General features: G+C 70.8%; 23 protein-coding genes. 18 read left to right on the forward strand and 5 right to left on the reverse strand.

Going from position 1 to position 24,786, the window contains the following annotated elements:
- Nucleotides 1–50 precede the first annotated feature (50 nt).
- The 12 genes from ACFYQ6_RS25845 to ACFYQ6_RS25900 all read left to right on the forward strand — a co-directional run bounded on the left by ACFYQ6_RS25845 (nucleotide 51) and on the right by ACFYQ6_RS25900 (nucleotide 12,579).
- Nucleotides 51–596 carry a hypothetical protein gene (locus ACFYQ6_RS25845; RefSeq protein ID WP_361574302.1) on the forward strand — a complete coding sequence of 182 codons (546 nt, stop codon included), beginning with the start codon at nucleotides 51–53 and terminating at the stop codon, nucleotides 594–596.
- A gap of 182 nt (nucleotides 597–778) precedes the next feature.
- Nucleotides 779–1,699, forward strand: coding sequence for a pyridoxal 5'-phosphate synthase lyase subunit PdxS (gene pdxS, locus ACFYQ6_RS25850; protein ID WP_033304361.1), 921 nt, complete (start codon nucleotides 779–781; stop codon nucleotides 1,697–1,699).
- 6 nt (nucleotides 1,700–1,705) lie between these two features.
- On the forward strand, nucleotides 1,706–2,299 hold the full coding sequence (gene pdxT / locus ACFYQ6_RS25855; protein ID WP_356739863.1) for a pyridoxal 5'-phosphate synthase glutaminase subunit PdxT: 594 nt from the start codon (nucleotides 1,706–1,708) through the stop codon (nucleotides 2,297–2,299).
- 61 nt (nucleotides 2,300–2,360) lie between these two features.
- Nucleotides 2,361–3,113 (forward strand): YebC/PmpR family DNA-binding transcriptional regulator, encoded by a 753-nt coding sequence (locus ACFYQ6_RS25860; RefSeq protein WP_014044843.1) that lies wholly within the window; start codon nucleotides 2,361–2,363, stop codon nucleotides 3,111–3,113.
- Between the two features lie 117 nt (nucleotides 3,114–3,230).
- Nucleotides 3,231–3,764 carry a crossover junction endodeoxyribonuclease RuvC gene (gene ruvC / locus ACFYQ6_RS25865; protein ID WP_356739859.1) on the forward strand — a complete coding sequence of 178 codons (534 nt, stop codon included), beginning with the start codon at nucleotides 3,231–3,233 and terminating at the stop codon, nucleotides 3,762–3,764.
- The gene (ruvA, locus tag ACFYQ6_RS25870; protein ID WP_361574298.1) at nucleotides 3,761–4,387 is read left to right on the forward strand and encodes a Holliday junction branch migration protein RuvA; all 627 of its coding nucleotides are present in this window, start codon (nucleotides 3,761–3,763) and stop codon (nucleotides 4,385–4,387) included. Before ruvC ends, ruvA begins: the two co-directional genes overlap by 4 nt.
- An 81-nt stretch (nucleotides 4,388–4,468) precedes the next feature.
- Complete coding sequence (gene ruvB, locus ACFYQ6_RS25875; RefSeq protein WP_145806237.1) at nucleotides 4,469–5,554, forward strand: Holliday junction branch migration DNA helicase RuvB; 1,086 nt, start codon at nucleotides 4,469–4,471, stop codon at nucleotides 5,552–5,554.
- Nucleotides 5,555–5,722: 168 nt separating this feature from the next.
- A complete protein-coding gene (gene yajC, locus ACFYQ6_RS25880; RefSeq protein WP_361574294.1) occupies nucleotides 5,723–6,184 on the forward strand; it encodes a preprotein translocase subunit YajC in 462 nt (153 codons plus the stop codon).
- 147 nt (nucleotides 6,185–6,331) lie between these two features.
- Nucleotides 6,332–8,095, forward strand: coding sequence for a protein translocase subunit SecD (gene secD, locus ACFYQ6_RS25885; RefSeq protein WP_361574292.1), 1,764 nt, complete (start codon nucleotides 6,332–6,334; stop codon nucleotides 8,093–8,095).
- A gap of 1 nt (nucleotide 8,096) precedes the next feature.
- Nucleotides 8,097–9,206 carry a protein translocase subunit SecF gene (gene secF / locus ACFYQ6_RS25890; protein WP_361574290.1) on the forward strand — a complete coding sequence of 370 codons (1,110 nt, stop codon included), beginning with the start codon at nucleotides 8,097–8,099 and terminating at the stop codon, nucleotides 9,204–9,206.
- Complete coding sequence (locus tag ACFYQ6_RS25895; protein WP_361574288.1) at nucleotides 9,203–9,760, forward strand: adenine phosphoribosyltransferase; 558 nt, start codon at nucleotides 9,203–9,205, stop codon at nucleotides 9,758–9,760. The genes secF and ACFYQ6_RS25895 overlap by 4 nt, the downstream gene beginning before the upstream one ends.
- Before the next feature lie 167 nt (nucleotides 9,761–9,927).
- A complete protein-coding gene (locus ACFYQ6_RS25900) occupies nucleotides 9,928–12,579 on the forward strand; it encodes a RelA/SpoT family protein (RefSeq protein ID WP_388765133.1) in 2,652 nt (883 codons plus the stop codon).
- A gap of 66 nt (nucleotides 12,580–12,645) precedes the next feature.
- On the opposite strand, the gene ACFYQ6_RS25905 is transcribed toward ACFYQ6_RS25900, so the two are convergent.
- The 3 genes from ACFYQ6_RS25905 to ACFYQ6_RS25915 form a co-directional block, all read right to left on the reverse strand.
- Complete coding sequence (locus tag ACFYQ6_RS25905) at nucleotides 12,646–13,251, reverse strand: ALF repeat-containing protein (protein ID WP_361574284.1); 606 nt, start codon at nucleotides 13,249–13,251, stop codon at nucleotides 12,646–12,648.
- Nucleotides 13,252–13,534: 283 nt separating this feature from the next.
- Entirely contained in the window at nucleotides 13,535–14,764 is a 1,230-nt protein-coding gene (locus tag ACFYQ6_RS25910) for a DUF349 domain-containing protein (RefSeq protein WP_361574282.1), read from the reverse strand.
- 186 nt (nucleotides 14,765–14,950) lie between these two features.
- Complete coding sequence (locus ACFYQ6_RS25915; protein ID WP_361574280.1) at nucleotides 14,951–15,739, reverse strand: peptidylprolyl isomerase; 789 nt, start codon at nucleotides 15,737–15,739, stop codon at nucleotides 14,951–14,953.
- 148 nt (nucleotides 15,740–15,887) lie between these two features.
- Between ACFYQ6_RS25915 and ACFYQ6_RS25920 the strand changes: the two genes are divergently transcribed.
- The 4 genes from ACFYQ6_RS25920 to ACFYQ6_RS25935 all read left to right on the forward strand — a co-directional run bounded on the left by ACFYQ6_RS25920 (nucleotide 15,888) and on the right by ACFYQ6_RS25935 (nucleotide 20,355).
- A complete protein-coding gene (locus ACFYQ6_RS25920; RefSeq protein WP_361574278.1) occupies nucleotides 15,888–16,574 on the forward strand; it encodes an MBL fold metallo-hydrolase in 687 nt (228 codons plus the stop codon).
- Nucleotides 16,575–16,589: 15 nt separating this feature from the next.
- Nucleotides 16,590–17,852, forward strand: a complete 1,263-nt coding sequence (gene hisS / locus ACFYQ6_RS25925; protein ID WP_388765138.1) for a histidine--tRNA ligase — start codon at nucleotides 16,590–16,592, stop codon at nucleotides 17,850–17,852.
- Between the two features lie 449 nt (nucleotides 17,853–18,301).
- Complete coding sequence (locus ACFYQ6_RS25930) at nucleotides 18,302–18,937, forward strand: vitamin K epoxide reductase family protein (RefSeq protein ID WP_361574274.1); 636 nt, start codon at nucleotides 18,302–18,304, stop codon at nucleotides 18,935–18,937.
- A 44-nt stretch (nucleotides 18,938–18,981) separates the two neighbouring features.
- Nucleotides 18,982–20,355, forward strand: coding sequence for a replication-associated recombination protein A (locus ACFYQ6_RS25935; protein WP_361574272.1), 1,374 nt, complete (start codon nucleotides 18,982–18,984; stop codon nucleotides 20,353–20,355).
- A gap of 10 nt (nucleotides 20,356–20,365) precedes the next feature.
- Here the strand turns inward: ACFYQ6_RS25935 and ACFYQ6_RS25940 are convergent, their stop codons facing one another.
- Entirely contained in the window at nucleotides 20,366–21,067 is a 702-nt protein-coding gene (locus ACFYQ6_RS25940; RefSeq protein ID WP_388765141.1) for a DUF2470 domain-containing protein, read from the reverse strand.
- A gap of 188 nt (nucleotides 21,068–21,255) precedes the next feature.
- On the opposite strand from ACFYQ6_RS25940, the gene rpsD reads away from it, so the two are divergent.
- The gene (gene rpsD, locus ACFYQ6_RS25945; RefSeq protein WP_014157362.1) at nucleotides 21,256–21,870 is read left to right on the forward strand and encodes a 30S ribosomal protein S4; all 615 of its coding nucleotides are present in this window, start codon (nucleotides 21,256–21,258) and stop codon (nucleotides 21,868–21,870) included.
- Between the two features lie 11 nt (nucleotides 21,871–21,881).
- Here rpsD and ACFYQ6_RS25950 read toward each other — a convergent pair whose 3' ends face one another.
- Nucleotides 21,882–24,068: an AAA family ATPase gene (locus ACFYQ6_RS25950; RefSeq protein WP_361574268.1), complete on the reverse strand. Its 2,187-nt coding sequence runs from the start codon at nucleotides 24,066–24,068 to the stop codon at nucleotides 21,882–21,884.
- A 264-nt stretch (nucleotides 24,069–24,332) separates the two neighbouring features.
- Between ACFYQ6_RS25950 and ACFYQ6_RS25955 the strand changes: the two genes are divergently transcribed.
- Nucleotides 24,333–24,782: a DUF948 domain-containing protein gene (locus ACFYQ6_RS25955; RefSeq protein WP_361574266.1), complete on the forward strand. Its 450-nt coding sequence runs from the start codon at nucleotides 24,333–24,335 to the stop codon at nucleotides 24,780–24,782.
- Nucleotides 24,783–24,786: the final 4 nt, after the last annotated feature.

Here is a 24,786-nt window from a genome sequence, read left to right on the forward strand (position 1 = left end):
GCCGTACCGGCGGAACCGGGCGGGGCGTGCCGACGGTAGCCTTTGCGCCCGTGATCGAAACCCTCATCTGGATCGTCGTCGCGCTCCTCGCGATCGGCCTGTACCTCAGCTGGACCGCCGGGCGGCTCGACCGGCTCCACGCCCGCATCGACGCGGCCCGCGCGGCGCTGGACGCCCAGCTGCTGCGCCGTGCGTCGGTCACCCAGGAACTGGCCACCTCCGGTGTCCTGGACCCCGCGGCGTCCATCGTGCTCTACGAGGCGGCGCACGCGGCGCGGCAGGCCGAGGAGGAGCAGCGCGAGGTCGCCGAGAGCGAGCTGACCACCGCCCTGCGCGCCGTGTTCGGCGAGACCGCGCAGGTCGACGCGGTGAAGGAGGTGCCCGGCGGCGAGGACGCGGCGAGGGAGCTGGCCGCCGCCGTGCGCCGCGTACCGATGGCACGCCGCTTCCACAACGACGCGGTGCGCGCTGCCCGCGCGCTGCGCAGGCACCGGACCGTTCGGCTGTTCCGGCTCGCGGGCCACGCCCCGTTCCCTCTCGCGTTCGAGATGGACGACGAGCCGCCCGTCGCCCTGGCCGACCGTCCCGGCAGCTGAGGGAGGAAACGGCGGGCAAGGGGCCTGGCGGCGGCCGTCGCGGCAGCCGAAACGAAGGGGTGCCGGAGCCGGCGGCGGGAGAACGATCCACAGGGTCCTCATTGGCCCTTGCTGTGGACTGCTTCCGGAGCGTTTGCTCGGGGCTGCAGTATTCAGCTCTTCCACCCCAGTGAGGTCGATCCGTGTCCACGCTTCCCAGCACCCCGCAGTCCACCGAGACCCCGGCCACCGGCACCGCCCGCGTCAAGCGCGGCATGGCCGAGCAGCTCAAGGGCGGCGTGATCATGGACGTCGTCAACGCCGAGCAGGCGAAGATCGCCGAGGACGCGGGCGCCGTGGCGGTCATGGCCCTGGAGCGGGTCCCGGCCGACATCCGCAAGGACGGCGGCGTGGCCCGGATGTCGGACCCCAACATGATCGAGGAGATCATCGAGGCCGTCTCCATCCCCGTGATGGCCAAGTCCCGCATCGGCCACTTCGTCGAGGCCCAGGTGCTGCAGTCCCTCGGCGTCGACTACATCGACGAGTCCGAGGTCCTCACCCCGGCCGACGAGGTCAACCACAGCGACAAGTTCGCCTTCACCACCCCCTTCGTCTGCGGCGCCACCAACCTGGGCGAGGCCCTGCGCCGTATCGCCGAGGGCGCGGCCATGATCCGCTCGAAGGGCGAGGCGGGTACCGGCAACGTCGTCGAGGCGGTCCGTCACCTGCGTCAGATCAAGAACGAGATCGCCCGGCTGCGCGGCTACGACAACAACGAGCTGTACGCCGCCGCCAAGGAGCTGCGCGCCCCGTACGAGCTGGTCAAGGAGGTCTCCGAGCTCGGCCGGCTGCCCGTCGTCCTGTTCTCGGCCGGTGGCGTGGCCACCCCCGCCGACGCCGCCCTGATGCGACAGCTCGGTGCCGAGGGCGTCTTCGTGGGCTCCGGCATCTTCAAGTCCGGCGACCCGGCCAAGCGCGCCGCCGCCATCGTGAAGGCCACCACCTTCTACGACGACCCGAAGATCATCGCGGACGCCTCCCGCAACCTGGGCGAGGCCATGGTCGGCATCAACTGCGACACGCTGCCCGAGGGCGAGCGCTACGCCAACCGCGGCTGGTAAGCACCGATGACCGACACGCCTGTCATCGGAGTCCTGGCTCTCCAGGGCGACGTACGGGAACACCTGATCGCCCTGGCCACGGCGGACGCCGTGGCCAGGCCGGTCCGGCGGCCCGAGGAGCTCGCCGAGGTCGACGGCCTCGTCATCCCCGGTGGCGAGTCCACCACGATGTCCAAGCTGGCCGTCCTCTTCGGCATGCTGGAACCGCTGCGCGAGAGGGTCGCCGCCGGGATGCCGGTCTACGGCACCTGCGCCGGAATGATCATGCTCGCGGACAAGATCCTCGATCCGCGCTCCGGTCAGGAGACCGTCGGCGGCATCGACATGATCGTGCGCCGTAACGCTTTCGGGCGGCAGAACGAGTCCTTCGAGGCGGCCGTCGAGGTCGAGGGCGTGCCCGGCGGCCCCGTCGACGGAGTCTTCATCCGGGCCCCCTGGGTGGAGTCCGTCGGCGCCGCCGCGGAGGTCGTCGCGGTGCACGGCGGTCATATCGTGGCCGTACGCCAGGGAAACGCCTTGGCGACGTCGTTCCACCCCGAGCTGACCGGCGACCACCGGGTGCACGCGCTCTTCACCGACATGGTGCGCGCCGTGGGCTGATCCGATCCCGGTAGGATCTCTCGGGTTCGGATCGATTTTGGTGACGCGAAGGAGAAGGCAGATGTCCGGCCACTCTAAATGGGCTACGACGAAGCACAAGAAGGCCGTGATCGACGCCAAGCGCGGCAAGCTCTTCGCGAAGATGATCAAGAACATCGAGGTCGCGGCCCGCACGGGCGGCGCCGACGTGTCCGGCAACCCGACCCTCTTCGACGCCATCCAGAAGGCCAAGAAGAGCTCGGTCCCGAACAAGAACATCGACTCCGCGGTCAAGCGCGGCGCCGGTCTCGAAGCCGGCGGCGCCGACTACGAGACGATCATGTACGAGGGCTACGGCCCGAACGGCGTCGCGGTGCTCATCGAGTGCCTCACCGACAACCGCAACCGTGCCGCGTCCGACGTCCGTGTCGCCATGACCCGCAACGGCGGCTCGATGGCGGACCCGGGCTCGGTCTCGTACCTCTTCAACCGCAAGGGCGTCGTGATCGTCCCCAAGGGCGAGCTGTCCGAGGACGACGTGCTCGGAGCGGTGCTCGACGCGGGTGCCGAGGAGGTCAACGACCTCGGTGACACCTTCGAGGTGCTCAGCGAGGCCACCGACATGGTCGCGGTCCGCACCGCGCTGCAGGACGCCGGCATCGACTACGACTCGGCCGAGGCGAACTTCGTCCCGACCATGCAGGTCGAGCTCGACGAAGAGGGCGCCCGCAAGATCTTCAAGCTCATCGACGCGCTGGAGGACAGCGACGACGTGCAGAACGTCTTCGCGAACTTCGACGTCTCCGACGAGGTCATGGAGAAGGTCGACGCCTGAGACGGCGTCGCGGTACGCCGACGGGCCGACGGGACACACCCCGTCGGCCCGTCGCATTGTCAGCGGGACCCGATAGCCTGCGGGAACAGATGACCGAGCGGCGGAGGGGGCCCTTTCATGCGGGTGCTGGGCGTGGACCCGGGGCTGACCCGGTGCGGTGTCGGAGTGGTCGAGGGCGTCGCCGGAAGGCCGCTCACGATGATCGGCGTCGGCGTGGTGCGGACCCCGGCCGACGCGGAGCTGGGCCACCGGCTCGTCGCCATCGAGCAGGGCATCGAAGCGTGGCTCGACGAACACCGGCCCGAATTCGTCGCCGTGGAGCGGGTGTTCAGCCAGCACAACGTACGTACGGTGATGGGCACCGCCCAGGCCAGCGCGGTCGCCATGCTCTGCGCCTCCCGGCGCGGCATCCCCGTGGCCCTGCACACCCCCAGCGAGGTCAAGGCGGCCGTCACCGGATCGGGACGTGCCGACAAGGCGCAGGTCGGGGCCATGGTGACCCGGCTGCTGCGGCTCGACGCGCCGCCGAAGCCCGCGGACGCGGCCGATGCCCTCGCTCTCGCCATCTGTCACATCTGGCGCGCGCCCGCGCAGAACCGACTGCAGCGGGCCGTCGCCGCCCATCGCACGCTGAAAGGCCGTACCGCATGATCGCCTTCGTCTCCGGCCCGGTGGCCGCGCTCGCCCCGACCACGGCCGTGATCGAGGTCGGCGGCATCGGCATGGCCGTCCAGTGCACGCCCGCCACCCTCGCCGGCCTGCGGATCGGCGACGACGCCCGGCTGGCCACCTCCCTCGTCGTCCGGGAGGACTCGCTCACCCTCTACGGCTTCGCCGACGACGACGAGCGCCAGGTCTTCGAGCTGCTCCAGACAGCCAGCGGTGTGGGCCCCCGGCTCGCCCAGGCCATGCTCGCCACCCACAGCCCGGACGCCCTGCGCATCGCCGTCGCCACCGGTGACGAGAAGGCGCTCACCGCCGTGTCCGGCATCGGCAAGAAGGGCGCGCAGAAGCTCCTGCTGGAGCTCAAGGACCGCCTCGGCGAGCCGGTCGGCGCGCACATCGGGCAGCAGGGCGTCGGCGCGGCCGTCAGCTCCTCCTGGCGCGACCAGCTGGGGGCCGCCCTGATCGGCCTCGGCTACGCGACCCGTGAGGCCGACGAGGCCGTGAGCGCCGTCGCACCGCAGGCGGAGGCCGCGATCGCGGACGGCGGCCAGGCACCCGTGCCGCAACTGCTGCGCGCGGCCCTGCAGACGCTCAACCGCGCACGCTGACCCAGGGGCCCCACACGCCCTCCGCGCCGGCCGGGACACCGCACGGCCCGGCACCGAAACACCCGAGGCGGGACTGACGAGATGAACTGGGACGAGACCGGGCCCGACACCGGCGAACTGACCGACGAGCGGCTCGACGACCGCCTCGTCGACGCCGGCGCGGACGGCGAGGACACCGCCGTCGAGGCCGCCCTCCGCCCGAAGGACCTCCATGAGTTCGTCGGCCAGGAGAAGGTGCGCGAACAGCTCGACCTGGTCCTCAAGGCCGCCCGCGCCCGGGGCGCCACCGCCGACCACGTCCTGCTCTCCGGCGCCCCCGGCCTCGGCAAGACGACGCTTTCCATGATCATCGCGGCGGAGATGGGCGCCCCGATCCGCATCACCTCCGGGCCCGCCATCCAGCACGCCGGAGACCTCGCGGCGATCCTCTCCTCGCTCCAGGAGGGCGAGGTCCTCTTCCTCGACGAGATCCACCGCATGTCGCGGCCCGCGGAGGAGATGCTCTACATGGCGATGGAGGACTTCCGCGTCGACGTCATCGTCGGCAAGGGACCCGGTGCCACCGCCATCCCCCTGGAGCTCCCTCCGTTCACCCTCGTCGGCGCCACCACCCGGGCCGGACTGCTGCCGCCCCCGCTGCGCGACCGCTTCGGCTTCACCGGCCACATGGAGTTCTACGCCCCCACCGAGCTGGAGCGGGTCATCCACCGCTCCGCGGGCCTGCTCGACGTCGCCATAGACCCGGCGGGCGCCGCCGAGATCGCCGGGCGCTCCCGGGGCACGCCCCGCATCGCCAACCGGCTGCTGCGCCGCGTCCGTGACTACGCCCAGGTCAAGGCCGAGGGCCGCATCGACCGGGACATCGCCGCGGCGGCCCTGCGGGTGTACGAGGTCGACGACAAGGGCCTGGACCGGCTGGACCGCGCGGTGCTCGGCGCCCTGCTGAAGCTCTTCGGCGGCGGCCCCGTCGGGCTCTCCACCCTCGCGGTGGCGGTGGGGGAGGAGCGCGAGACGGTCGAGGAGGTCGCCGAGCCCTTCCTCGTACGGGAGGGACTGCTCGCCAGGACCCCGCGCGGCCGGGTCGCGACCCCCGCGGCATGGGCCCACCTCGGGCTCGTCCCCCCTCAGCACGGCGTAAAGGGACAACAGGGCCTGTTCGGGGCGTGACAGAGGACAGGTTGGCCAGCACGGGAACCAGGGTGCGATGCTGGACGTTGTTCCAATGATGCGGACTCGCTTAGACTCCGCCGATGCCGCCCGTACAGGTCGGTGTACCCACCCCCGTAGACCAGGCCGCGTGAGTTCGACGTGGTCGTGCGAAGGAAGTTCCGTCCCGTGAGTCTCGTGACCCTCCTCCCCTTCATCGTGCTCATCGGGGCCATGTTCCTGATGACCCGGTCCGCCAAGAAGAAGCAGCAGGCGGCTGCGCAGATGCGCGACGACATGCAGCCCGGCACGGGCGTCCGGACGATCGGGGGCATGTACGCCACCGTCAAGGAGATCCAGGACGACACGGTGCTCCTCGAGGTCGCGCCCGGCGTCCACGCGGTCTACGCCAAGAACGCCATCGGTGCCGTCCTGGACGACGCGGAGTACAACCGCATCGTCCACGGCGACGACGAGCTGGAGACCGACGGCACGGTCGTGCCGGACGACGCCTCCTCGCTCACCGCCGGTGAGCACGCGGACGACGACGTCGCGAAGATCGACCTGGGCAAGAAGGCCGAGGACGACACCGTCGCGAAGGACTCCGAGGTCAAGGACGCCAAGGCCGACGGCGAGGGCGACGCGAAGTAGTTCCACGACCCAGAGACGCCGGACACCCACGGGTGTCCGGCGTCTCACGGGCCGTGCGGTCTTCTGCGGGGGCGGGTCCCCACAACACTTCGTGGCCGCTCGGGCGCGTACCCGGCGCGGGGCGGTTGGACAGGGAGAAACGAAAAGGTGGCAGCACCGAAGAAAGGCCGGGGCTCAACCGGTGGACAGGGCAGGCCGGGCCGTGCCCTGGCTCTGATCCTCATCGCCATGGTCGCCCTGACCGGTGGGATGTTCCTGTCCGGGCACACCACGCCCCGGCTCGGGATCGACCTGGCCGGCGGTACGTCGATCACACTCAAGGCGAAGAGCCAGCCCGGCAAGCCTGAGGCGATCAACGAGACCAACATGAACACAGCGGTCAGCATCATCGAACGCCGTGTCAATGGTCTGGGTGTCTCCGAGGCCGAGGTTCAGACCCAGGGCGCATCGAACATCATCGTCAACATCCCCAAGGGCACGAATTCGAAGCAGGCCCGGGAGCAGGTCGGCACGACCGCCCAGCTCTACTTCCGGCCCGTGCTCACCGTCACCGGTGGAGGGCCGACGCCCGAGGGCTCCGCGAGCCCGTCCGCGAGCGGTTCCGGAGAGGCGAGCGCCACGCCCAGCGCGAAGGCGACCGACCCGGAAACGGCCTCCGATCCGAAGGCGACGCCCTCGGGGAGCGCGAGCACCCAGGGCCGTGCGGTCACCGACGCCCTGAAGAAGGACACGACGCCGACCCCGTCCGCCAGCGCCTCCGGCGGGGCGGACTCGTCGAAGACCCCCGCGGCCACCGAGACCCCCGACGCCGCCACCGCGGCGCTGGAGAAGAAGTTCACCGCCCTGGACTGCACCGACGAGGCGGCCCGCGCCAAGGCCGGCGACGGCGTCAAGCCCGAGGACCCCACCGTCGCGTGCAGCTCCGAGGGTGACGCCAAGTACCTCCTCGGCCCGGCCGAGGTCTCCGGCACGGACGTCGACGACGCCAAGGCCCAGTTCGACCAGCAGCGCGGCATCTGGCTCGTCTCCATGGAGTTCACCGACAAGGGCTCCAAGAAGTTCCAGACGATCACCAAGAAGCTGTCGACGCAGACGTCGCCGATGAACCAGTTCGCGATCTCCCTCGACGGTGAGGTCGTCTCCGCGCCCCAGGTCAACGAGACCCTCAGCGGCAGCGCCGAGATCTCCGGCAGCTTCACGCAGCAGTCCGCCGAGGACCTGGCCAACGTCCTGTCCTACGGCGCGCTCCCGCTGTCCTTCAGCGAGGACACCGTCACCACCGTCACCGCCGCGCTCGGCGGCGAGCAGCTGGAGGCCGGTCTCATCGCCGGCGCCATCGGCCTGGCCCTGGTCGTCATCTACCTGGTGGCCTACTACCGCGGCCTGGCCCTCATCGCGCTGCTCAGCCTGCTGGCCTCCGGCATCCTGACGTACACGATCATGGCGCTGCTCGGCCCGGCCATCGGCTTCGCGCTGAACCTCCCGGCCGTCTGTGGCGCCATCGTGGCGATCGGTATCACGGCGGACTCGTTCATCGTGTACTTCGAACGCATCCGGGACGAGATCCGGGAAGGCCGCACGCTGCGGCCGGCTGTCGAGCGTGCCTGGCCCAGGGCCCGGCGCACCATCCTCGTGTCCGACTTCGTGTCGTTCCTCGCGGCTGCCGTGCTCTTCCTCGTCACCGTCGGCAAGGTCCAGGGCTTCGCCTTCACGCTCGGCCTCACCACCCTGCTCGACGTCGTCGTCGTCTTCCTCTTCACCAAGCCCGTCATGACGCTGATGGCCCGCACCAAGTTCTTCGGCGGCGGTCACCCGTGGTCCGGCCTGGACCCGAAGCGGCTCGGCGCCAAGCCGCCGCTGCGCCGCTCGCGCCGCGTCAACGTCCGTACCGACCACCCGAAGGAGGCGTGAGATGTCGCGACTCGGCAATCTCGGCGCCCGGCTCTACCGTGGCGAGGTCGGTTACGACTTCATCGGCAAGCGCAAGATCTGGTACGGCGTCTCGATCCTGATCACCATCACGGCCATCCTCGGCCTGGCGGTCAGCGGCCTGAACATGGGCATCGAGTTCAAGGGCGGCGCGGTCTTCACGACCGACACCAAGGCCAAGGTGTCCGTCAGCCAGGCCCACGAGGACGCGGTCGCGGCCTCCGGCCACGAGGCGATCGTCCAGGAGCTCGGCAACGGCGGGCTCCGCATCCAGATCACCGAGGTCGACACCGCCAAGGCCGACCAGATCAAGGCCCAGCTCTCCGAGGACCTCGGCATCCCCGAGGCGAAGATCAACGCCGACCTCGTCGGTCCCAGCTGGGGCGAGCAGATCGCCAACAAGGCCTGGATGGGCCTCGGCATCTTCATGGTCCTGGTCGTGGTCTACCTGGCCATCGCCTTCGAGTGGCGGATGGCGGTCGCCGCCCTCATCGCGCTGATCCACGACATCACCATCACGGTCGGTGTCTACGCCCTCGTCGGCTTCGAGGTCACACCGGGCACCGTGATCGGTCTGCTCACCATCCTCGGTTACTCCCTCTACGACACGGTCGTCGTCTTCGACAGCCTCAAGGAGGGCACGAAGGGGATCACCAAGCAGACCCGCTGGACCTACAGCGAGATCGCGAACCGCTCCATCAACGGCACCCTGGTGCGTTCCATCAACACCACGGTCGTGGCGCTGCTGCCGGTCGCCGGTCTGCTGTTCATCGGCGGCGGTGTGCTCGGCGCCGGCATGCTGAACGACATCTCGCTGTCGCTCTTCGTCGGCCTCGCCGCCGGTGCGTACTCCTCGATCTTCATCGCCACCCCGCTGGTCGCCGACCTCAAGGAACGCGAGCCGCAGATAAAGGCACTGAAGAAGCGGATCCTCGCCAAGCGCGCCGCCGCAGCGGCCAAGGGCGAGTCCCCCGAGGACGAGCGCGACGACCGGGAGCAGGACTTCGACGAGGACTCCGAGCCCGCCGCTGCCGTCGTCGGCCAGCGCCGCCAGCCCGGCGGACACGGCCGGAGCCCGAGGAACCGCCGATGACGAGCACCAGCATCGACCAGGCGACCCGGGAGCTCCTGCTCAGCCGGATCCGTGACGTGGCGGACTACCCGAAGCCCGGAGTGCTGTTCAAGGACATCACCCCGCTGCTCGCGGACCCGGTGGCCTTCAGCGCGCTCACGGACTACTTCGCGGAGCTGTGCGTCCGGCACGGGGCCACCAAGATCGTCGGACTGGAGGCGCGCGGGTTCATCCTCGCCGCACCGGTCTCGGTCAGGGCCGGCCTCGGCTTCGTGCCCGTGCGCAAGGCCGGGAAGCTGCCCGGTGCCACGCTCGGGCAGGCGTACGAGCTGGAGTACGGCACGGCCGAGATCGAGATCCACGCCGAGGACCTGTGCGCCGACGACCGGGTCATGGTCATCGACGACGTCCTGGCCACCGGCGGCACCGCCGAGGCCTCGCTGGAGCTGATCCGGCGGGCCGGGGCCCAGGTCGCCGGCGTCTCGGTCCTGATGGAGCTCGGTTTCCTGGCCGGCCGCGCCCGGCTGGAGACCGGGCTGCGGGACGCTCCGCTGGAGGCTCTGATCACCCTCTGACCTGCGCCGCGCCACCTCGGCGCGTGTAAGGACGGACAGGACGGGCACCCGGGAACACCGGGTGCCCGTCCTGTGTTGTGAGGGGTTCCACCGTCCCCGGGCGAGGTCCTGCCCCGAGGTCGATACCATGGGCTTTCCGGTAGCCCGGATCCGCACGAGGAGCGCTCTTGCCAGACGAGGCCCAGCCAGTCGCCGCCCCGCAGCCCGAAAAGCCCGAGGCGGCCTCCGCCACGCCCGGGAAGGCCCAGCCCGCCGCGGCGGCGGGCGAGTCCGGGTCCTCCGGCGAGCACACGCAGGGCCCCGCCCAGGCTCCGGCCCCCCAGTCTCCCGACGGTCCTGCCAAGCCGGCCCCGCCCCCCGGGACGAAGGCCGCGCCCGTCTCCGGGACGAAGCCGCCCGCCCCTCCCGCGACGGAGCAGACGCCCCCGGCGCCTCCCGCCGCCGGGTCCGCGGCCCCGGCGGCGAAGCCCCCGGCCAAGCCCTCCGCCACACCGCCGGCACCGCCCGCCCGTTCCGGCGGCTCGTCCAACCGGGTCCGTGCGCGCCTCGCCCGCCTGGGCGTGCAGCGCTCCAGCCCGTACAACCCGGTCCTCGAACCCCTCCTGCGCACGGTCCGAGGCAACGATCCCAAGATCGAGTCCGCCACCCTGCGCCAGATCGAGAAGGCCTACCAGGTCGCCGAGCGCTGGCACCGGGGCCAGAAGCGCAAGAGCGGCGACCCGTACATCACCCACCCGCTCGCCGTCACCACGATCCTCGCCGAGCTCGGCATGGACCCGGCGACGCTGATGGCCGGGCTGCTGCACGACACGGTCGAGGACACCGAGTACGGCCTGGACACCCTGCGCAAGGACTTCGGCGACCAAGTCGCGCTGCTCGTCGACGGCGTCACCAAGCTGGACAAGGTCAAGTTCGGCGAGGCCGCCCAGGCCGAGACCGTGCGCAAGATGGTCGTCGCCATGGCCAAGGACCCCCGGGTCCTGGTCATCAAGCTCGCCGACCGGCTGCACAACATGCGCACCATGCGGTACCTCAAGCGGGAGAAGCAGGAGAAGAAGGCCCGCGAGACCCTCGAGATCTACGCGCCGCTCGCCCACCGCCTGGGCATGAACACCATCAAGTGGGAGCTGGAGGACCTCGCCTTCGCGATCCTCTACCCCAAGATGTACGACGAGATCGTCCGCCTCGTCGCCGAGCGCGCGCCCAAGCGGGACGAGTACCTCGCCATAGTGACCGACGAGGTCCAGGCCGACCTGCGCGCCGCCCGGATCAAGGCCACCGTCACCGGCCGGCCGAAGCACTACTACAGCGTCTACCAGAAGATGATCGTGCGAGGCCGGGACTTCGCCGAGATCTACGACCTGGTGGGCATCAGGGTCCTCGTCGACACGGTCCGCGACTGCTACGCGGCGCTCGGCACCGTCCACGCCCGGTGGAATCCGGTGCCCGGGCGGTTCAAGGACTACATCGCGATGCCCAAGTTCAACATGTACCAGTCGCTGCACACCACGGTGATCGGCCCCAGCGGCAAGCCCGTCGAGCTCCAGATCCGTACGTTCGACATGCACCGCCGTGCCGAGTACGGCATCGCCGCGCACTGGAAGTACAAGCAGGAGGCCGTCGCCGGCGCCTCCAAGGTCCGCACGGACGTCCCCAAGAACACGGGCGGCGGCCGGGGCCAGGACACCGTCAACGACATGGCGTGGCTGCGGCAGCTCCTCGACTGGCAGAAGGAGACCGAGGACCCCGGCGAGTTCCTGGAGTCGCTGCGCTTCGACCTCTCGCGCAACGAGGTCTTCGTCTTCACGCCCAAGGGCGACGTCATAGCGCTGCCCGCCGGTGCGACGCCGGTCGACTTCGCGTACGCCGTCCACACGGAGGTCGGCCACCGGACCATAGGGGCACGGGTCAACGGGCGGCTCGTGCCGCTGGAGTCCACGCTCGACAACGGTGATCTGGTGGAGGTCTTCACCTCCAAGGCGGCAGGCGCGGGACCCTCCCGTGACTGGCTCCAGTTCGTCAAGTCGCCCCGGGCACGCAACAAGATCCGCGCCTGGTTCTCCAAGGAGCGCCGGGACGAGGCGATCGAGCAGGGCAAGGACGCCATCGCGCGGGCCATGCGCAAGCAGAACCTGCCCATCCAGCGGATCCTGACAGGTGACTCCCTCGTCACGCTGGCCCACGAGATGCGCTACCCGGACATCTCCTCGCTGTACGCGGCGATCGGCGAAGGCCATGTCGCAGCGGCCGGCGTCGTCCAGAAGCTCGTCCAGGCGCTCGGCGGCGAGGACGCGGCCAACGAGGACCTGGCGGAGAGCTCGCCGCCCTCGCACGGCCGCAACAAGCGCCGGGCCAAGGCGGATCCGGGCGTGGTCGTCAAGGGCGTCGAGGACGTCTGGGTCAAGCTGGCCCGCTGCTGCACACCCGTCCCCGGCGACCCGATCATCGGATTCGTCACCCGGGGCAGCGGAGTCTCCGTCCACCGCGCGGACTGCGTCAACGTCGACTCGCTCTCGCAGCAGCCGGAGCGCATCCTCGACGTCGAGTGGGCGCCGACCCAGTCGTCGGTCTTCCTCGTCGCCATCCAGGTCGAGGCGCTGGACCGGTCGCGGCTGCTCTCCGACGTCACGCGCGTCCTGTCCGACCAGCACGTCAACATCCTGTCGGCGGCCGTGCAGACCTCCCGCGACCGGGTGGCCACCTCGCGGTTCACCTTCGAGATGGGCGACCCGAAGCACCTGGGCCACGTCCTGAAGGCCGTACGGGGCGTGGAGGGCGTCTACGACGTCTACCGGGTCACCTCGGCGCGCCGGCCGTGATCGGTGCCGTCCTGGGCGGGTCCCGCCGGACCCGCCCAGGACGGCGGCACCGGGGCCGTGCGGGTGTCAGCCGTCGATCTCGTACTGCCCGTACTCCAGGAAGTGACGCATCTCCTCCGGCGTGCCCTCGATCGCCTCGGTCACGGCCGCGCGGAGCGCGTCGCTGATGCCCGGGCGGGCCAGGATCCGGAAGAGGGCGACGCGGTCGTCCTCGGCTTGGGCGAGCCGGTAGCCGGTCTCCAGCCACTGGCGGATCTCCTGCGGGGTGCCGCTGTCGAGCAGCGTGTTGATCTCGTTCGTGACGCGCCGGCCCGAGTCGGGGTCGGCGAGGATGCGGAAGAGGGCGACCTGGTCGTCCTCGGCCTGGGCGAGGGGATAGGCGGTCTCCAGGAAGTACCGCATGGCTTCCGTGGTGCCGTTGTCGAGGGCCTCGTTCGCCTCCCGGATCACCCTGCTGCCGCTGTCCTCGTCGGCCAGGATGCGCAGGATCGCGACGCGGAGATCGTCGTCGGACATGTCGCCCACGGAGGACGCGGGGACAGCGGGCACACCCGCAGGCGCGACGGCCGGTGACGGGGACGCCGGGCCCGCCGCGGCGGCCGGTCCGGCGAGGAGAAGGGCCGGGAGCAGGGCGGTGGCCGCGACGGTCAGAACGGTACGGGTCGGTCTCATGGTGAAGCCTGCCTCGAAGTCGTGGTGATTCCGGCGGATCCGGCAGAGGCACGCCCTCTGCCGTGTGCCGATCCTCGCTCCCCGCGGGCCCGGATTCACTGCGGTGTTCCGGCAGTCACGACGCCCGTTCGCTGCCGTCCACGCACCGGAGGCCCGACGCTCCGCCTGCCTCCTCCGCACGAGAGGAGCCGAGTCCTGGAACCCACGGGCCGGCCCCACGCACGGAAAGGCCCCCGCACGCAGCGCGTACGGGAGCCCTCGCCTCGTTCCGGCGCGACCGGCGTCAGCCGCCGAACTCCTCCAGGCCCTTCAGCGCCTGGTCCAGCAGAGCCTGACGGCCCTCCAGCTCACGGGAGAGCTTGTCGGCCCTGGCGTTGTTGCCGGAGGCGCGGGCCGTGTCGATCTGCGTACGCAGCTTGTCGACGGCCGCCTGGAGCTGACCGGTGAGGCCCTCCGCGCGTGCCCGCGCCTCCGGGTTCGTCCGGCGCCACTCGGCCTCCTCGGCCTCCTGGAGCGCGCGCTCCACCGCGTGCAGCCGGCCCTCGACCTTCGGGCGGGCGTCACGCGGAACGTGGCCGATGGCCTCCCAGCGCTCGTTGACCGAACGGAACGCGGCCCTGGCCGCCTTCAGATCCGTCACCGGGACCAGCTTCTCGGCCTCGGTGGCGAGCTCCTCCTTGAGCTTGAGGTTCTCGCCCTGCTCCGCGTCCCGCTCGGCGAAGACACCGCTGCGGGCCGCGAAGAACACGTCCTGGGCACCGCGGAAGCGGTTCCACAGCTCGTCCTCGGCCTCGCGCTGGGCGCGCCCGGCCGCCTTCCACTCGGTCATCAGGTCGCGGTAGCGGGCAGCCGTCGCACCCCAGTCGGTCGAGCCGGAGAGCGACTCGGCCTCGGCGACCAGCTTCTCCTTGGCCTTGCGGGCCTCCTCGCGCTGGGCGTCCAGCGCGGCGAAGTGCGCCTTGCGGCGCTTGGAGAAGGCGGAACGGGCGTGCGAGAAGCGGTGCCACAGCTCGTCGTCGGACTTGCGGTCCAGACGAGGCAGCCCCTTCCAGGTGTCGACGAGCGCCCTCAGACGCTCACCCGCCGACCGCCACTGCTCGCTCTGCGCCAGCTCCTCCGCCTCGACGACGAGGGCCTCCTTGGCCTGACGCGCCTCGTCGGTCTGCTTGGCCTTCTGGACCTTGCGCTCCTCACGGCGCGAGTCCACGGTCGCGACGAGCGCGTCCAGTCGCTTGCCGAGCGCGGCCAGGTCGCCGACGGCGTGGTGCTCGTCGACCTGCTGACGCAGGTGATCGATCGCCGCCGTGGCGTCCTTCGCCGAGAGGTCGGTGGTCTTCACCCGCCGCTCGAGGAGGCCGATCTCGACCACCAAGCCCTCGTACTTGCGCTCGAAATAGGCCAGAGCCTCCTCGGGGGAACCGGCCTGCCACGATCCGACGACCTGCTCGCCCTCGGCTGTACGCACGTACACGGTGCCCGTCTCGTCGACACGGCCCCACGGGTCGCTGCTCACAGCGCCTCCTCCACCTGATGCATCGGGGGAGTTCGCCCCCGTGCATCGTCCACAGTTTCCTGGGGCGGGCAGCGCCCGCCCTGCACAACGCCAATCTAGGCGACCGGCCACCCGGCTGTCCGCACTCAGCGCGGCTGAAATTCTCCGGTCCGCCCGCCGGGGCGGTCACCGGGTGGCCGCCCGGGGTCAGGCCTTGTCGACGGTCACCTTCTCGACCGTGACGGTCTTCTTGGGCGCACCGTCACTCGCACCCTCGGCGACGCCCGCCTCGGCGACCTTCTGGACGGCCTTCAGGCCGGCATCGTCCATGGTGCCGAACGGCGTGTAGCTGGGCGGGAGTTTGGTGTCCTTGTAGACCAGGAAGAACTGGCTGCCGCCGGTGCCCGGCTGACCGGTGTTCGCCATCGCGACGGTGCCCGCCGGATACGTCACCGCACCGTCGTCGCCCGCCTTGCCCAGCGCGGTCAGGTTCTCGTCGGGGATCGTGTAGCCGGGACCGCCCGTGCCGTCGCCCTTCGGGTCACCGCACTGCAGGACGAAGATGCCCTCCGTGGTCAGCCGGTGACACTTCGTGCCGTCGAAGTACTTCTTGTCCGCGAGGGCCTTGAACGAGTTCGTGGTGTGCGGGGTCTTCGCCGCGTCCATCTCGATCGCGATGTCGCCCTGGCTCGTGGCGAGGGCCATCGTGTAGTGGGCCTTCTTGTCGATCGTCATCTCGGGCTCGGGCTCGCTGCTCTCGCTCGCCGAGGGGGAGGGGGAAGGGCTCGCGCTCGCGGCCGCGTCCGCGGAGTCCTTCGAGTCGTCGCCGTCGACGAAGACGTACGAGCCCACTCCGATGACCGCCACCACGGCCACCGTCGATGCGATGATCGCCGTGAGGCGCCTCGTCCTGCGGCGAGCCTCCTCCCGGCGCTGCTGCTGCCGCTCGAACTTCTCCCGGGCGAGCTGCCGCCGCCGCTGATCGCTGCTGACCACCGGATGGTCTCCTTGTACGTCGTGTGATCGGGCCTGGATTGCCCCGTACGGTATATGGGTTAGCTGTGGAATGAGGAGCGCCGGTAGGCTCTGATCTGCCGCCTTCCTCTCCGCGGCCCTTCCCGTCGGACGAACACTAAGGACGATCGTGCTCATTGCCGGGTTCCCCGCCGGGGCCTGGGGGACCAATTGCTATCTGGTCGCCCCCGCCGCAGGCGAGGAGTGCGTGATCATCGACCCGGGCCACCAGGCCGCCCAGGGCGTCGAGGAAGCGCTGAAGAAGCATCGGCTCAAGCCCGTCGCCGTCGTGCTCACCCACGGCCACATCGACCACGTCGCCTCGGTCGTCCCCGTCTGCGGCGCCCACGACGTCCCCGCCTGGATCCACCCCGAGGACCGCTACATGATGAGCGACCCGGAGAAGGCACTCGGCCGCTCCATCGGGATGCCGCTCATGGGAGAGCTGACCGTGGGCGAGCCCGCCGAGGTCGAGGAACTGACCGACGGCTCCCTGCTGAAGCTGGCGGGCCTGGAGTTCGGCGTCGCGCACGCGCCCGGCCATACCAAGGGGTCGGTGACGTTCAGGATGCCCGAGGCCGCGGACGTGCCGCAGGTCCTCTTCTCGGGCGACCTGCTCTTCGCCGGCTCCGTCGGACGCACCGACCTGCCCGGCGGCGACCACGCCGAGCTGCTCGAGTCGCTGGCCCGCGTGTGCCTGCCGCTCGACGACTCGACCGTGGTGCTGTCCGGCCACGGCCCCCAGACGACCATCGGCCGCGAGCGCGCCTCCAATCCGTATCTGCACGGCCTGGACGCGCCCCGCCGAGGAATGTGACGAGAGAAAAACACCGTGAGTACCTTCCAGGCCCCCAAGGGCACGTACGACCTGATCCCGCCGCGTTCCGCGAAGTTCCTCGCGGTCCGCGAGGCGATCTCCGCACCCCTGAAGAACTCCGGCTACGGCTACATCGAGACGCCCGGATTCGAGGACGTCGCCCTGTTCTCACGCGGTGTCGGTGAGTCCACCGACATCGTGTCCAAGGAGATGTACGCCTTCGAGACCAAGGGCGGCGACAAGCTCGCCCTGCGCCCCGAGGGCACCGCATCCGTGCTGCGCGCGGCGCTGGAGGCCAACCTGCACAAGGCGGGCAACCTCCCCGTCAAGCTCTGGTACTCCGGCTCGTACTACCGCTACGAGAAGCCGCAGGCCGGCCGGTACCGCCACTTCTCGCAGGTGGGTGCCGAGGCCATCGGCACCGAGGACCCCGCGCTGGACGCCGAGTTGATCATCCTCGCCGACCAGGCGTACCGCTCGCTCGGCCTCAGCGAGTTCCGCATCCTGCTGAACTCGCTGGGCGACAAGGAGTGCCGCCCCGTCTACCGCGAGGCGCTCCAGACCTTCCTGCGCGACCTCGACCTCGACGAGGAGACCCGCCGTCGCATCGAGATCAACCCGCTCCGGGTGCTCGACGACAAGCGGACCGACGTCCAGAAGCAGCTGATGGGCGCGCCGATGCTGCGCGACTTCCTCTGCGACGGCTGCAAGGCGTACCACGAGGAGGTCCGCGAGCTGCTGACGGCTGCCGGCGTGGTCTACGAGGACGACGAGAAGCTGGTCCGGGGACTCGACTACTACACCCGCACGACCTTCGAGTTCGTCCACGACGGCCTGGGATCCCAGTCCGCGGTGGGCGGCGGCGGCCGGTACGACGGCCTGTCCGAGATGATCGGCGGCCCGTCGCTGCCGTCCGTCGGCTGGGCCCTCGGCGTGGACCGTACGGTGCTCGCCCTGGAGGCCGAAGGCATCGAGCTCGGGATCCCGGCCACCACCAGCGTGTACGCGGTCCCGCTCGGCGAAGAGGCGCGGCGGGTGCTCTTCGGCCTGGTGACCGAGCTGCGGAAGGCTGGTGTCGCCACGGACTTCGCCTTCGGCGGGCGCGGTCTGAAGGGCGCGATGAAGAACGCGAACCGCTCCGGCGCCCGCTACACGATCGTGGCCGGTGAGCGTGATCTCGCCGATGGCGCGGTGCAGCTCAAGGACATGGAGTCGGGCAACCAGGAAGCGGTCGCGCTCGACGCCCTGGTCGACACCGTACGGGCCCGGCTGGCCTGACCCGCCGCGTGCTCACTCCGTGCCCGCCCGGTTCGCCCGGGCGGGCACGGGTGTGCCGGGCGCGGGCACCCCTGGACCCGCTCCCGCCGTCAGCCGGGCTCCCGCCGTCGGCCCGGTCGGAGTCCCGCCGTCAGCCGGGCTCCGGCCGTCAGCCCGGTCGGAGTCCCGCCGTCAACCTGGCCGGAGCGAATTAATCCCGCCAGGTGATTCCGATCTTGGGCCGTCGCCGGCAGTGGGCGACGGCCCGGTGCGCGCCGGTCTCCCGCGCTGTTCCGCCGTCCCCGCTGCGTACGCCCGCCATGGGCTTCTTCGCCGGGGTGGACGCCCTGTGCGGCCCCGGATTCCGGGCGGGCCGCACGCACGTCTTTACGCCGATCGAACGGCTGGGCGCGACAGCGGTACGGCACAATGACCGTGCCCGGCTGGCTACTCAGTGATGGAACGGCGATATGACGATGGCAGCGGTAGATCATCCCTCCTCCCGGCAGGACGAGGACAACGGAGCCAGGACCTTCGGCGGCAGTCGCGCGCTCGCGCTGCTGCTGGTGATCACGGGCGCCGCCGGACTGCTCGCCGCCTGGGTGATCACGATCGACAAGTTCAAGCTGCTGGAGGACCCGAGCTTCACGCCGGGATGCAGCCTGAACCCCGTGGTCGCGTGCGGCAACATCATGAAGAGCGAGCAGGCGTCCGCCTTCGGCTTCCCCAACCCGATGCTCGGCATCGCCACCTACTCGGTGGTCATCGGCATCGGCATGGCGCTCCTCGCCGGCGCCCGCTTCCGCGCCTGGTACTGGCTGGGCCTCAACGCCGGCACGCTCTTCGGCGTCGGCTTCTGCACCTGGCTGCAGTACCAGTCGCTGTACAACATCAACTCGCTCTGCCTGTGGTGCTGCCTGGCCTGGGTCGCCACGATCTTCATGTTCTGCTACGTCACCGTCCACAACGTCAAGCACGGCATCCTGCCCGCGCCCGCCTGGCTGCGGAACGCCCTCACCGAGTTCCACTGGGTGCCGCCGGTGCTCTGGATCGGGATCATCGGCATGCTGATCCTGACCCGCTGGTGGGACTTCTGGACCAGCTGACGCTCCAGGCGGTCCTGTCGGTGGGGTGACATAGGCTTCCTTGCGTGGAGCCCGACCTCTTTACCGCAGCAGCCGAAGACCGCCAGGAGAAGGACCCGTCCAGCAGCCCCCTCGCTGTCCGGATGCGCCCTCGTACGCTGGACGAGGTCGTCGGCCAGCAGCATCTGCTCAAGCCGGGATCACCGCTGCGCCGCCTGGTCGGTGAGGGCGGTGGAGGGCCCGCCGGGGCCTCGTCGGTGATCCTCTGGGGCCCGCCCGGCACAGGAAAGACGACCCTGGCGTACGTGGTCAGCAAGGCCACCAACAAGCGCTTCGTCGAACTCTCGGCGATCACCGCCGGGGTCAAGGAGGTCCGGGCCGTCATCGAGGGCGCTCGACGCGCCACCGGTGGCTTCGGCAAGGAGACCGTCCTCTTCCTCGACGAGATCCACCGCTTCTCCAAGGCCCAGCAGGACTCCCTGCTCCCCGCCGTGGAGAACCGCTGGGTCACTCTGATCGCGGCCACCACGGAGAATCCGTACTTCTCGATCATCTCCCCGCTGCTGTCGCGCTCCCTGCTCCTCACCCTGGAGCCCCTCACCGACGAGGATCTGCGCGCACTGCTGCGCAGGGCCCTGACGGACGAGCGGGGGCTGGGCGGTGCCGTCACCCTGCCCGAGGACGCCGAGGCGCATCTGCTGCGCATCGCCGGCGGCGACGCCCGGCGGGCACTGACCGCGCTGGAGGCGGCCGCCGGAGCGGCTCTCGCGACGCACGAGCGGGAGATCACGCTCACGACGCTCGAGGAGACCGTCGACCGCGCCGCCGTGAAGTACGACCGTGACGGCGACCAGCACTACGACGTGGCGAGTGCCCTCATCAAGTCGATCCGCGGATCCGACGTGGACGCCGCACTGCACTACCTGGCCCGGATGATCGAGGCGGGGGAGGACCCGCGCTTCATCGCGCGCCGGCTGATGATCTCCGCCAGTGAGGACATCGGGCTCGCCGATCCGGCGGCGCTGCCCCTCGCCGTCGCGGCGGCCCAGGCCGTGGCCATGATCGGTTTCCCCGAAGCGGCGCTCACCCTCAGCCACGCCACGATCGCGCTCGCTCTCGCACCGAAGTCCAACGCGGCGACCCTGGCGATCTCGGCGGCGCAGGACGACGTGCGCCGGGGCCTCGCGGGCCCCGTCCCGCCCCATCTGCGCGACGGCCACTACAAGGGCGCCGCGAAACTGGGCCATGCCCAGGGCTACGTCTATCCGCACGACGTGCCCGGCGGGATCGCCGCCCAGGAGTACGCCCCGGACGCCGTCCGGGACCGCCGCTACTACGAACCCACGCGGTACGGCGCGGAGGCGCGGTACGCGGACGTGGTGGACCGGGTCCGCGAGCGGCTCGGCCGCACGGAGCAGGGGGGCGGGGCGTCTTCGTGAGCCGTGCGGCTCAGCAGGCCGCGGCCTCGAAGAGCGTGTGCATCGCACGGCGGATCTCGACGATGTCGCCTACCGGCTCGGGGAACTCGAAGCGGGCGTCGAAGCAGGCCCCGCCGCCCTCGACGAACCGCACCCGCAGACCGAAGCGGTCGAGCGCGACCGGCACGGCCTCGGTCCCGCCCCCGGCGCAGCCGCAGTCGCCCCTCTCGCCGAGCAGCGCCGACAGCGTCGCCATCCGGTCTCCGTGGGCTGCGTGCAGGTGCTGGAGCAGCTCGGCCTCGTGGGCCGCCATCGGGTCGGCGACGGCGTCCCGGAAATCCTCCGGCTCGACCTCCTCGTAGCCCCACAGGTCGTCGACCGACGCCTCGCCGAACTCCAGCCGGAGCATCATCCGGCCCGGCTGTGCCAGGCCCGGCACCGAGGTGAGCCAGCCGGCGACGCGGGCACGGCCGCGGATGCGGTGCGGGACCGAGACCGGTGCGACATCGGTGAGCTCCAGCACGGCGGTCAGCTCGTCGCCCTGAGCGCGCGTAGCGGCCCGTACGACCGGCGAATCAGCGGGGAAGCCGAGGAACAGATCCCCTTCCGGGCCGACGCTCCGGGAGTCGGGCATCACCTGGTCGGGATGGGCCACCGACAGCCCCGGTACGAGCAGCACCGCGGAGCAGGTACTCTGTACGAGAGTTCGTGTGCGCTCGGCTGCTGACGGCATCCGAGTGTTATCAAGCCCGCTGGGACGCGGCTGACCACGATCAGATCGGCCTTCCGTCGTTACGGCGCCTTCGTGTGTGCCGTCGCTGTCTGTGCTGTCCGTGACGTGTGTGGTGTTCCCAGGGCGAGACATGCGATCTCCTTGAGTAAGGTAAGCCTAACCTAACCTACAACGGAGGTCTGGAGAACGTGCCTAACCAGTCGCGTCCCAAGGTCAAGAAGTCGCGTGCCCTCGGCATCGCCCTGACGCCGAAGGCTGTCAAGTACTTCGAAGCCCGCCCCTACCCGCCGGGCGAGCACGGCCGTGGCCGCAAGCAGAACTCGGACTACAAGGTCCGTCTGCTCGAGAAGCAGCGTCTGCGTGCGCAGTACGACATCAGCGAGCGCCAGATGGCGCGCGCCTACGACCGCGCCCGTAAGGCCGAGGGCAAGACGGGCGAGGCGCTGGTCGTCGAGCTCGAGCGCCGCCTCGACGCCCTGGTCCTGCGTTCGGGCATCGCCCGCACCATCTACCAGGCCCGCCAGATGGTCGTCCACGGCCACATCGAGGTCAACGGTGGCAAGGTCGACAAGCCGTCCTTCCGCGTGCGCCCCGACGACGTCGTGCAGGTCCGCGAGCGCAGCCGCTCCAAGGTCCCCTTCCAGGTGGCCCGCGAGGGTGGTTACGACACCGACGGCGAGACCCCGCGCTACCTCCAGGTGAACCTGAAGGCCCTGGCCTTCCGCCTGGACCGTGACCCGAACCGCAAGGAAATCCCGGTCATCTGCGACGAGCAGCTCGTCGTCGAGTACTACGCCCGCTGACGCAGGCGTAGTCATCGACCGAGTTCGGGCCCGCCCCTTCCCGTTGTACGGGAGGCGGCGGGCCTTCGCGTTTCCTCCGGGGCCCCGCAGCCGGGAGCGGCCTGCGGGGGCGTGCCCGTGCCGAGTGCCCGGGCCACCGCCGTCCTCGTGTCGAGCAGGCGCCCCGCACCCCGTGCGGCGTCGTACCGTGTGTCACCCAGGGCCGCCCTGGCTCTCTCCTCGCACTTGAGCCGGGGACCGCCGTAGTGGGCGGAGCCGAACAGCGGCAGGCCGACCGACGGCCAGATCCGGTCCGCCGCGCCCTGCAGCACCGCCGCCTCCGTCGCGTCACCTTCGACCACCGTGATGAGGGCGAGCAGCTCCAGGGAGAGCGCCGTGCCGAGCAGATCGTCGAAGGCGTGCCCGATGGACAAGGACTCCTCCAGCATCCGGCGGGCCCGTCCGCTCAGCCCGGCCTGGAGCGCCGCGAACCCGAGGACGTACAGCGCGTAGGCCATGGCCCACCGCTCGCCGTGGTCCTCGCAGATCTCGCGGACCTCGTCACAGATCGCCTCGGCGCCGTCCAGGTCCCCGAGGAAGGCCATGGCCATGCCCAGCTCCACCTGGGCCATCAGCACGTTGCTGTTCAGCTCGCCGATCTCCCGGTAGCGCGCGAGCGCCTCACGCAACAGCTCCTCCGCGCGCACCGCGTCGTCCGTGACGAGCGAGAGGCAGCCCGTGCGGTGCACCGCGTAGGCCACGGCGGACGCGTCCTGGGAGCGCTCGCCCTCCTCACGGCACTCCTGCAGCGCCGAGACCGCGCCGGCCGGATCGCCCTGGAGCACCGCGACGTAACCGAGGACCCACAGGGCCTTCAGCCGCGAGTGGTCGTGGGGCGATTCCTCGGCGAGGACGTGGTCCAGCCAGTGGCGGCCCTCGGCCAGATGCCCGCACCCGGTCCAGTAGAACCAGAGTGTGCCCGCCAGGTACTGCGCGAGATGGACCTCGTCGGGGCTCTCGAGCGAGCACTCCATCGCCTGGCGGAGATTGGGCAGCTCGCCGTCGATCCTGGCCGCGGCATCGGCCTGGCGGGGGCTGAACCAGTCGAGCTCGCACCAGGTGGCGAGCCCCAGGTACCAGTCGCGGTGCCTGCGGCGCAGCCGCTCGGCGTCCCCCGTGGCCCGGAGCCACTCGGCGCCGTACTCCCGCACGGTGTCCAGCAGCCGGAACCGGCTGCCCAGGACCGAGTCCTCGCGCAGCACGACGGACTGGGCCAGCAGCGCGTCGAGGACGTCGAGCACCGAGTCGGCCGGCAGCCCCGGGCCGCTGCAGATGTACTCGACCGCCTCCAGGTCGAACTGCCCGGCGAACACCGAGAGCCGTGCCCACAGCAACCGCTGCTCCGGAGCGCACAGCTCGTGGCTCCAGCCGATGGCCGTACGCAGCGTCTGGTGGCGGGGGAGCGCGTTGGGGCTCCCTCCCGTCAGCAGCCGGAACCGGTCGTCGAGCCGGTGCAGCACCTGCTCCATCGTCAGGGCGCGCAGCCTTCCCGCCGCGAGCTCGAGGGCGAGCGGGATGCCGTCGAGACGCCGGCAGAGCTCCCGGGCCGTCTCCCGGTTGCCGTCCGTCAGCCTGAACCCCTGCCGCACCGCGGCGGCGCGCCGGGCGAAGAGCTCCATGGCGTCGTCGTCCGCCATCGGCGCCAGCGGGAAGGTGAGTTCGCCGTCCACCCGCAGCGGCCGGCGGCCTGCGGCGATCACCCGCAGGCGCGGTGCCCGGCGCAGCAGCTCCCTCACGAGCTCGGCGCACACATCGAGGAGATGCTCGAAGCCGTCGATCACGAGCAGGAGGTCGCGGTCTGCGCAGTGCTCGACGAGGACGGTGCGCGGGGGCCGGTGGGTGTGGTCGGTCAGCCCCAGTGCGTCGACCAGGGCGTGTTCGAGCAGCTCGGGATCACGGACGGTCGAGAGCTCGGCGATCCACACCCCGTCGCAGTACCGTTTCTCCATGAGCGCCGCAGCCCGGGAGGCGAAGCGGGTCTTCCCCACCCCGGCGACTCCGGCCACGGTGACCAGCCTGGATTCCCGCAGAAGTGCGGCGAGTGCGGCCAGTTCGTCCTCGCGGCCCACGAAGGTGTCCAGCTCGGCCGGGAGGTTTCCGCGTACAGGGACGGGCTCCGCGTCGTCGGGGGTGGGCGAGGGGCGCTGAGGGCGTCGCATGAAACACGCAGAGTACTGGCACATAAGCTCTCCGTACAATCTCCCCGCTCCCGGCGCCCGTCTCACCACCCACCCCGCCACCCGCACCACCCGCCCGTAATGCGGTACGGCGCGTGACGCCCGGCGCGATAGGCTCGGGGGACGACGATCGGCAGTGGTGGCGGTACGCGCCGGCCGAGCAGAGACAGGCAGAACGCCGGCCGGGAGATGCCCCGGCCGATGCGGGCGACGAGCAGAGAGCGGTGCACTGTGTCCGGTGGAGAGGTGGCCGGCATCCTGGTGGCTGTCTTCTGGGCGATCCTGGTGTCCTTCCTCGCCGTGGTACTGGTGAGGCTGGCCCAGACGCTCAAGGCGACGACGGCGCTGGTGGCGGACGTGACGGAGCAGGCGGTCCCGCTGCTCGCCGACGCCTCCGCCACCCTGCGCTCCGCGCAGACCCAGCTCGACAAGGTCGACGCCATCGCGAGCGACGTCCAGGAGGTCACCTCCAACGCCTCCGCGCTCTCCACCACCGTCGCCTCGACGTTCGGCGGTCCGCTCGTGAAGGTCGCGGCCTTCGGCTACGGCGTGCGCCAGGCGATCGGCCGCCGTACCGCCGGAGAGTCCGAGCCCGCGCGCAAGGCCTCCCGCCGCACCGTCATCGTCGGCCGTACCGTGCCGTCCGCGCGTGACAGGAAGCGGAACGGCCGAAGCTCCCGCGGACAGAAGGACTGACGCA

The organism is Streptomyces sp. NPDC005494 (genome assembly GCF_042872025.1).
Lineage (GTDB): Bacteria > Actinomycetota > Actinomycetes > Streptomycetales > Streptomycetaceae > Streptomyces.

Bases quoted from the DNA above. Each gene is read 5' to 3' on its own strand.
- ACFYQ6_RS25860 (WP_014044843.1), top strand. From the start codon at position 2,361: ATGTCCGGCCACTCTAAATGGGCTACGACGAAGCACAAGAAGGCCGTG.
- secF (WP_361574290.1), top strand. From the start codon at position 8,097: ATGTCGCGACTCGGCAATCTCGGCGCCCGGCTCTACCGTGGCGAGGTC.
- pdxT (WP_356739863.1), top strand. From the start codon at position 1,706: ATGACCGACACGCCTGTCATCGGAGTCCTGGCTCTCCAGGGCGACGTA.
- ACFYQ6_RS25895 (WP_361574288.1), top strand. From the start codon at position 9,203: ATGACGAGCACCAGCATCGACCAGGCGACCCGGGAGCTCCTGCTCAGC.
- ACFYQ6_RS25930 (WP_361574274.1), top strand. From the start codon at position 18,302: ATGACGATGGCAGCGGTAGATCATCCCTCCTCCCGGCAGGACGAGGAC.
- ACFYQ6_RS25950 (WP_361574268.1), bottom strand. From the start codon at position 24,068: ATGCGACGCCCTCAGCGCCCCTCGCCCACCCCCGACGACGCGGAGCCC.
- ruvA (WP_361574298.1), top strand. From the start codon at position 3,761: ATGATCGCCTTCGTCTCCGGCCCGGTGGCCGCGCTCGCCCCGACCACG.
- ruvC (WP_356739859.1), top strand. From the start codon at position 3,231: ATGCGGGTGCTGGGCGTGGACCCGGGGCTGACCCGGTGCGGTGTCGGA.
- ruvB (WP_145806237.1), top strand. From the start codon at position 4,469: ATGAACTGGGACGAGACCGGGCCCGACACCGGCGAACTGACCGACGAG.
- ACFYQ6_RS25905 (WP_361574284.1), bottom strand. From the start codon at position 13,251: ATGAGACCGACCCGTACCGTTCTGACCGTCGCGGCCACCGCCCTGCTC.
- ACFYQ6_RS25940 (WP_388765141.1), bottom strand. From the start codon at position 21,067: ATGCCGTCAGCAGCCGAGCGCACACGAACTCTCGTACAGAGTACCTGC.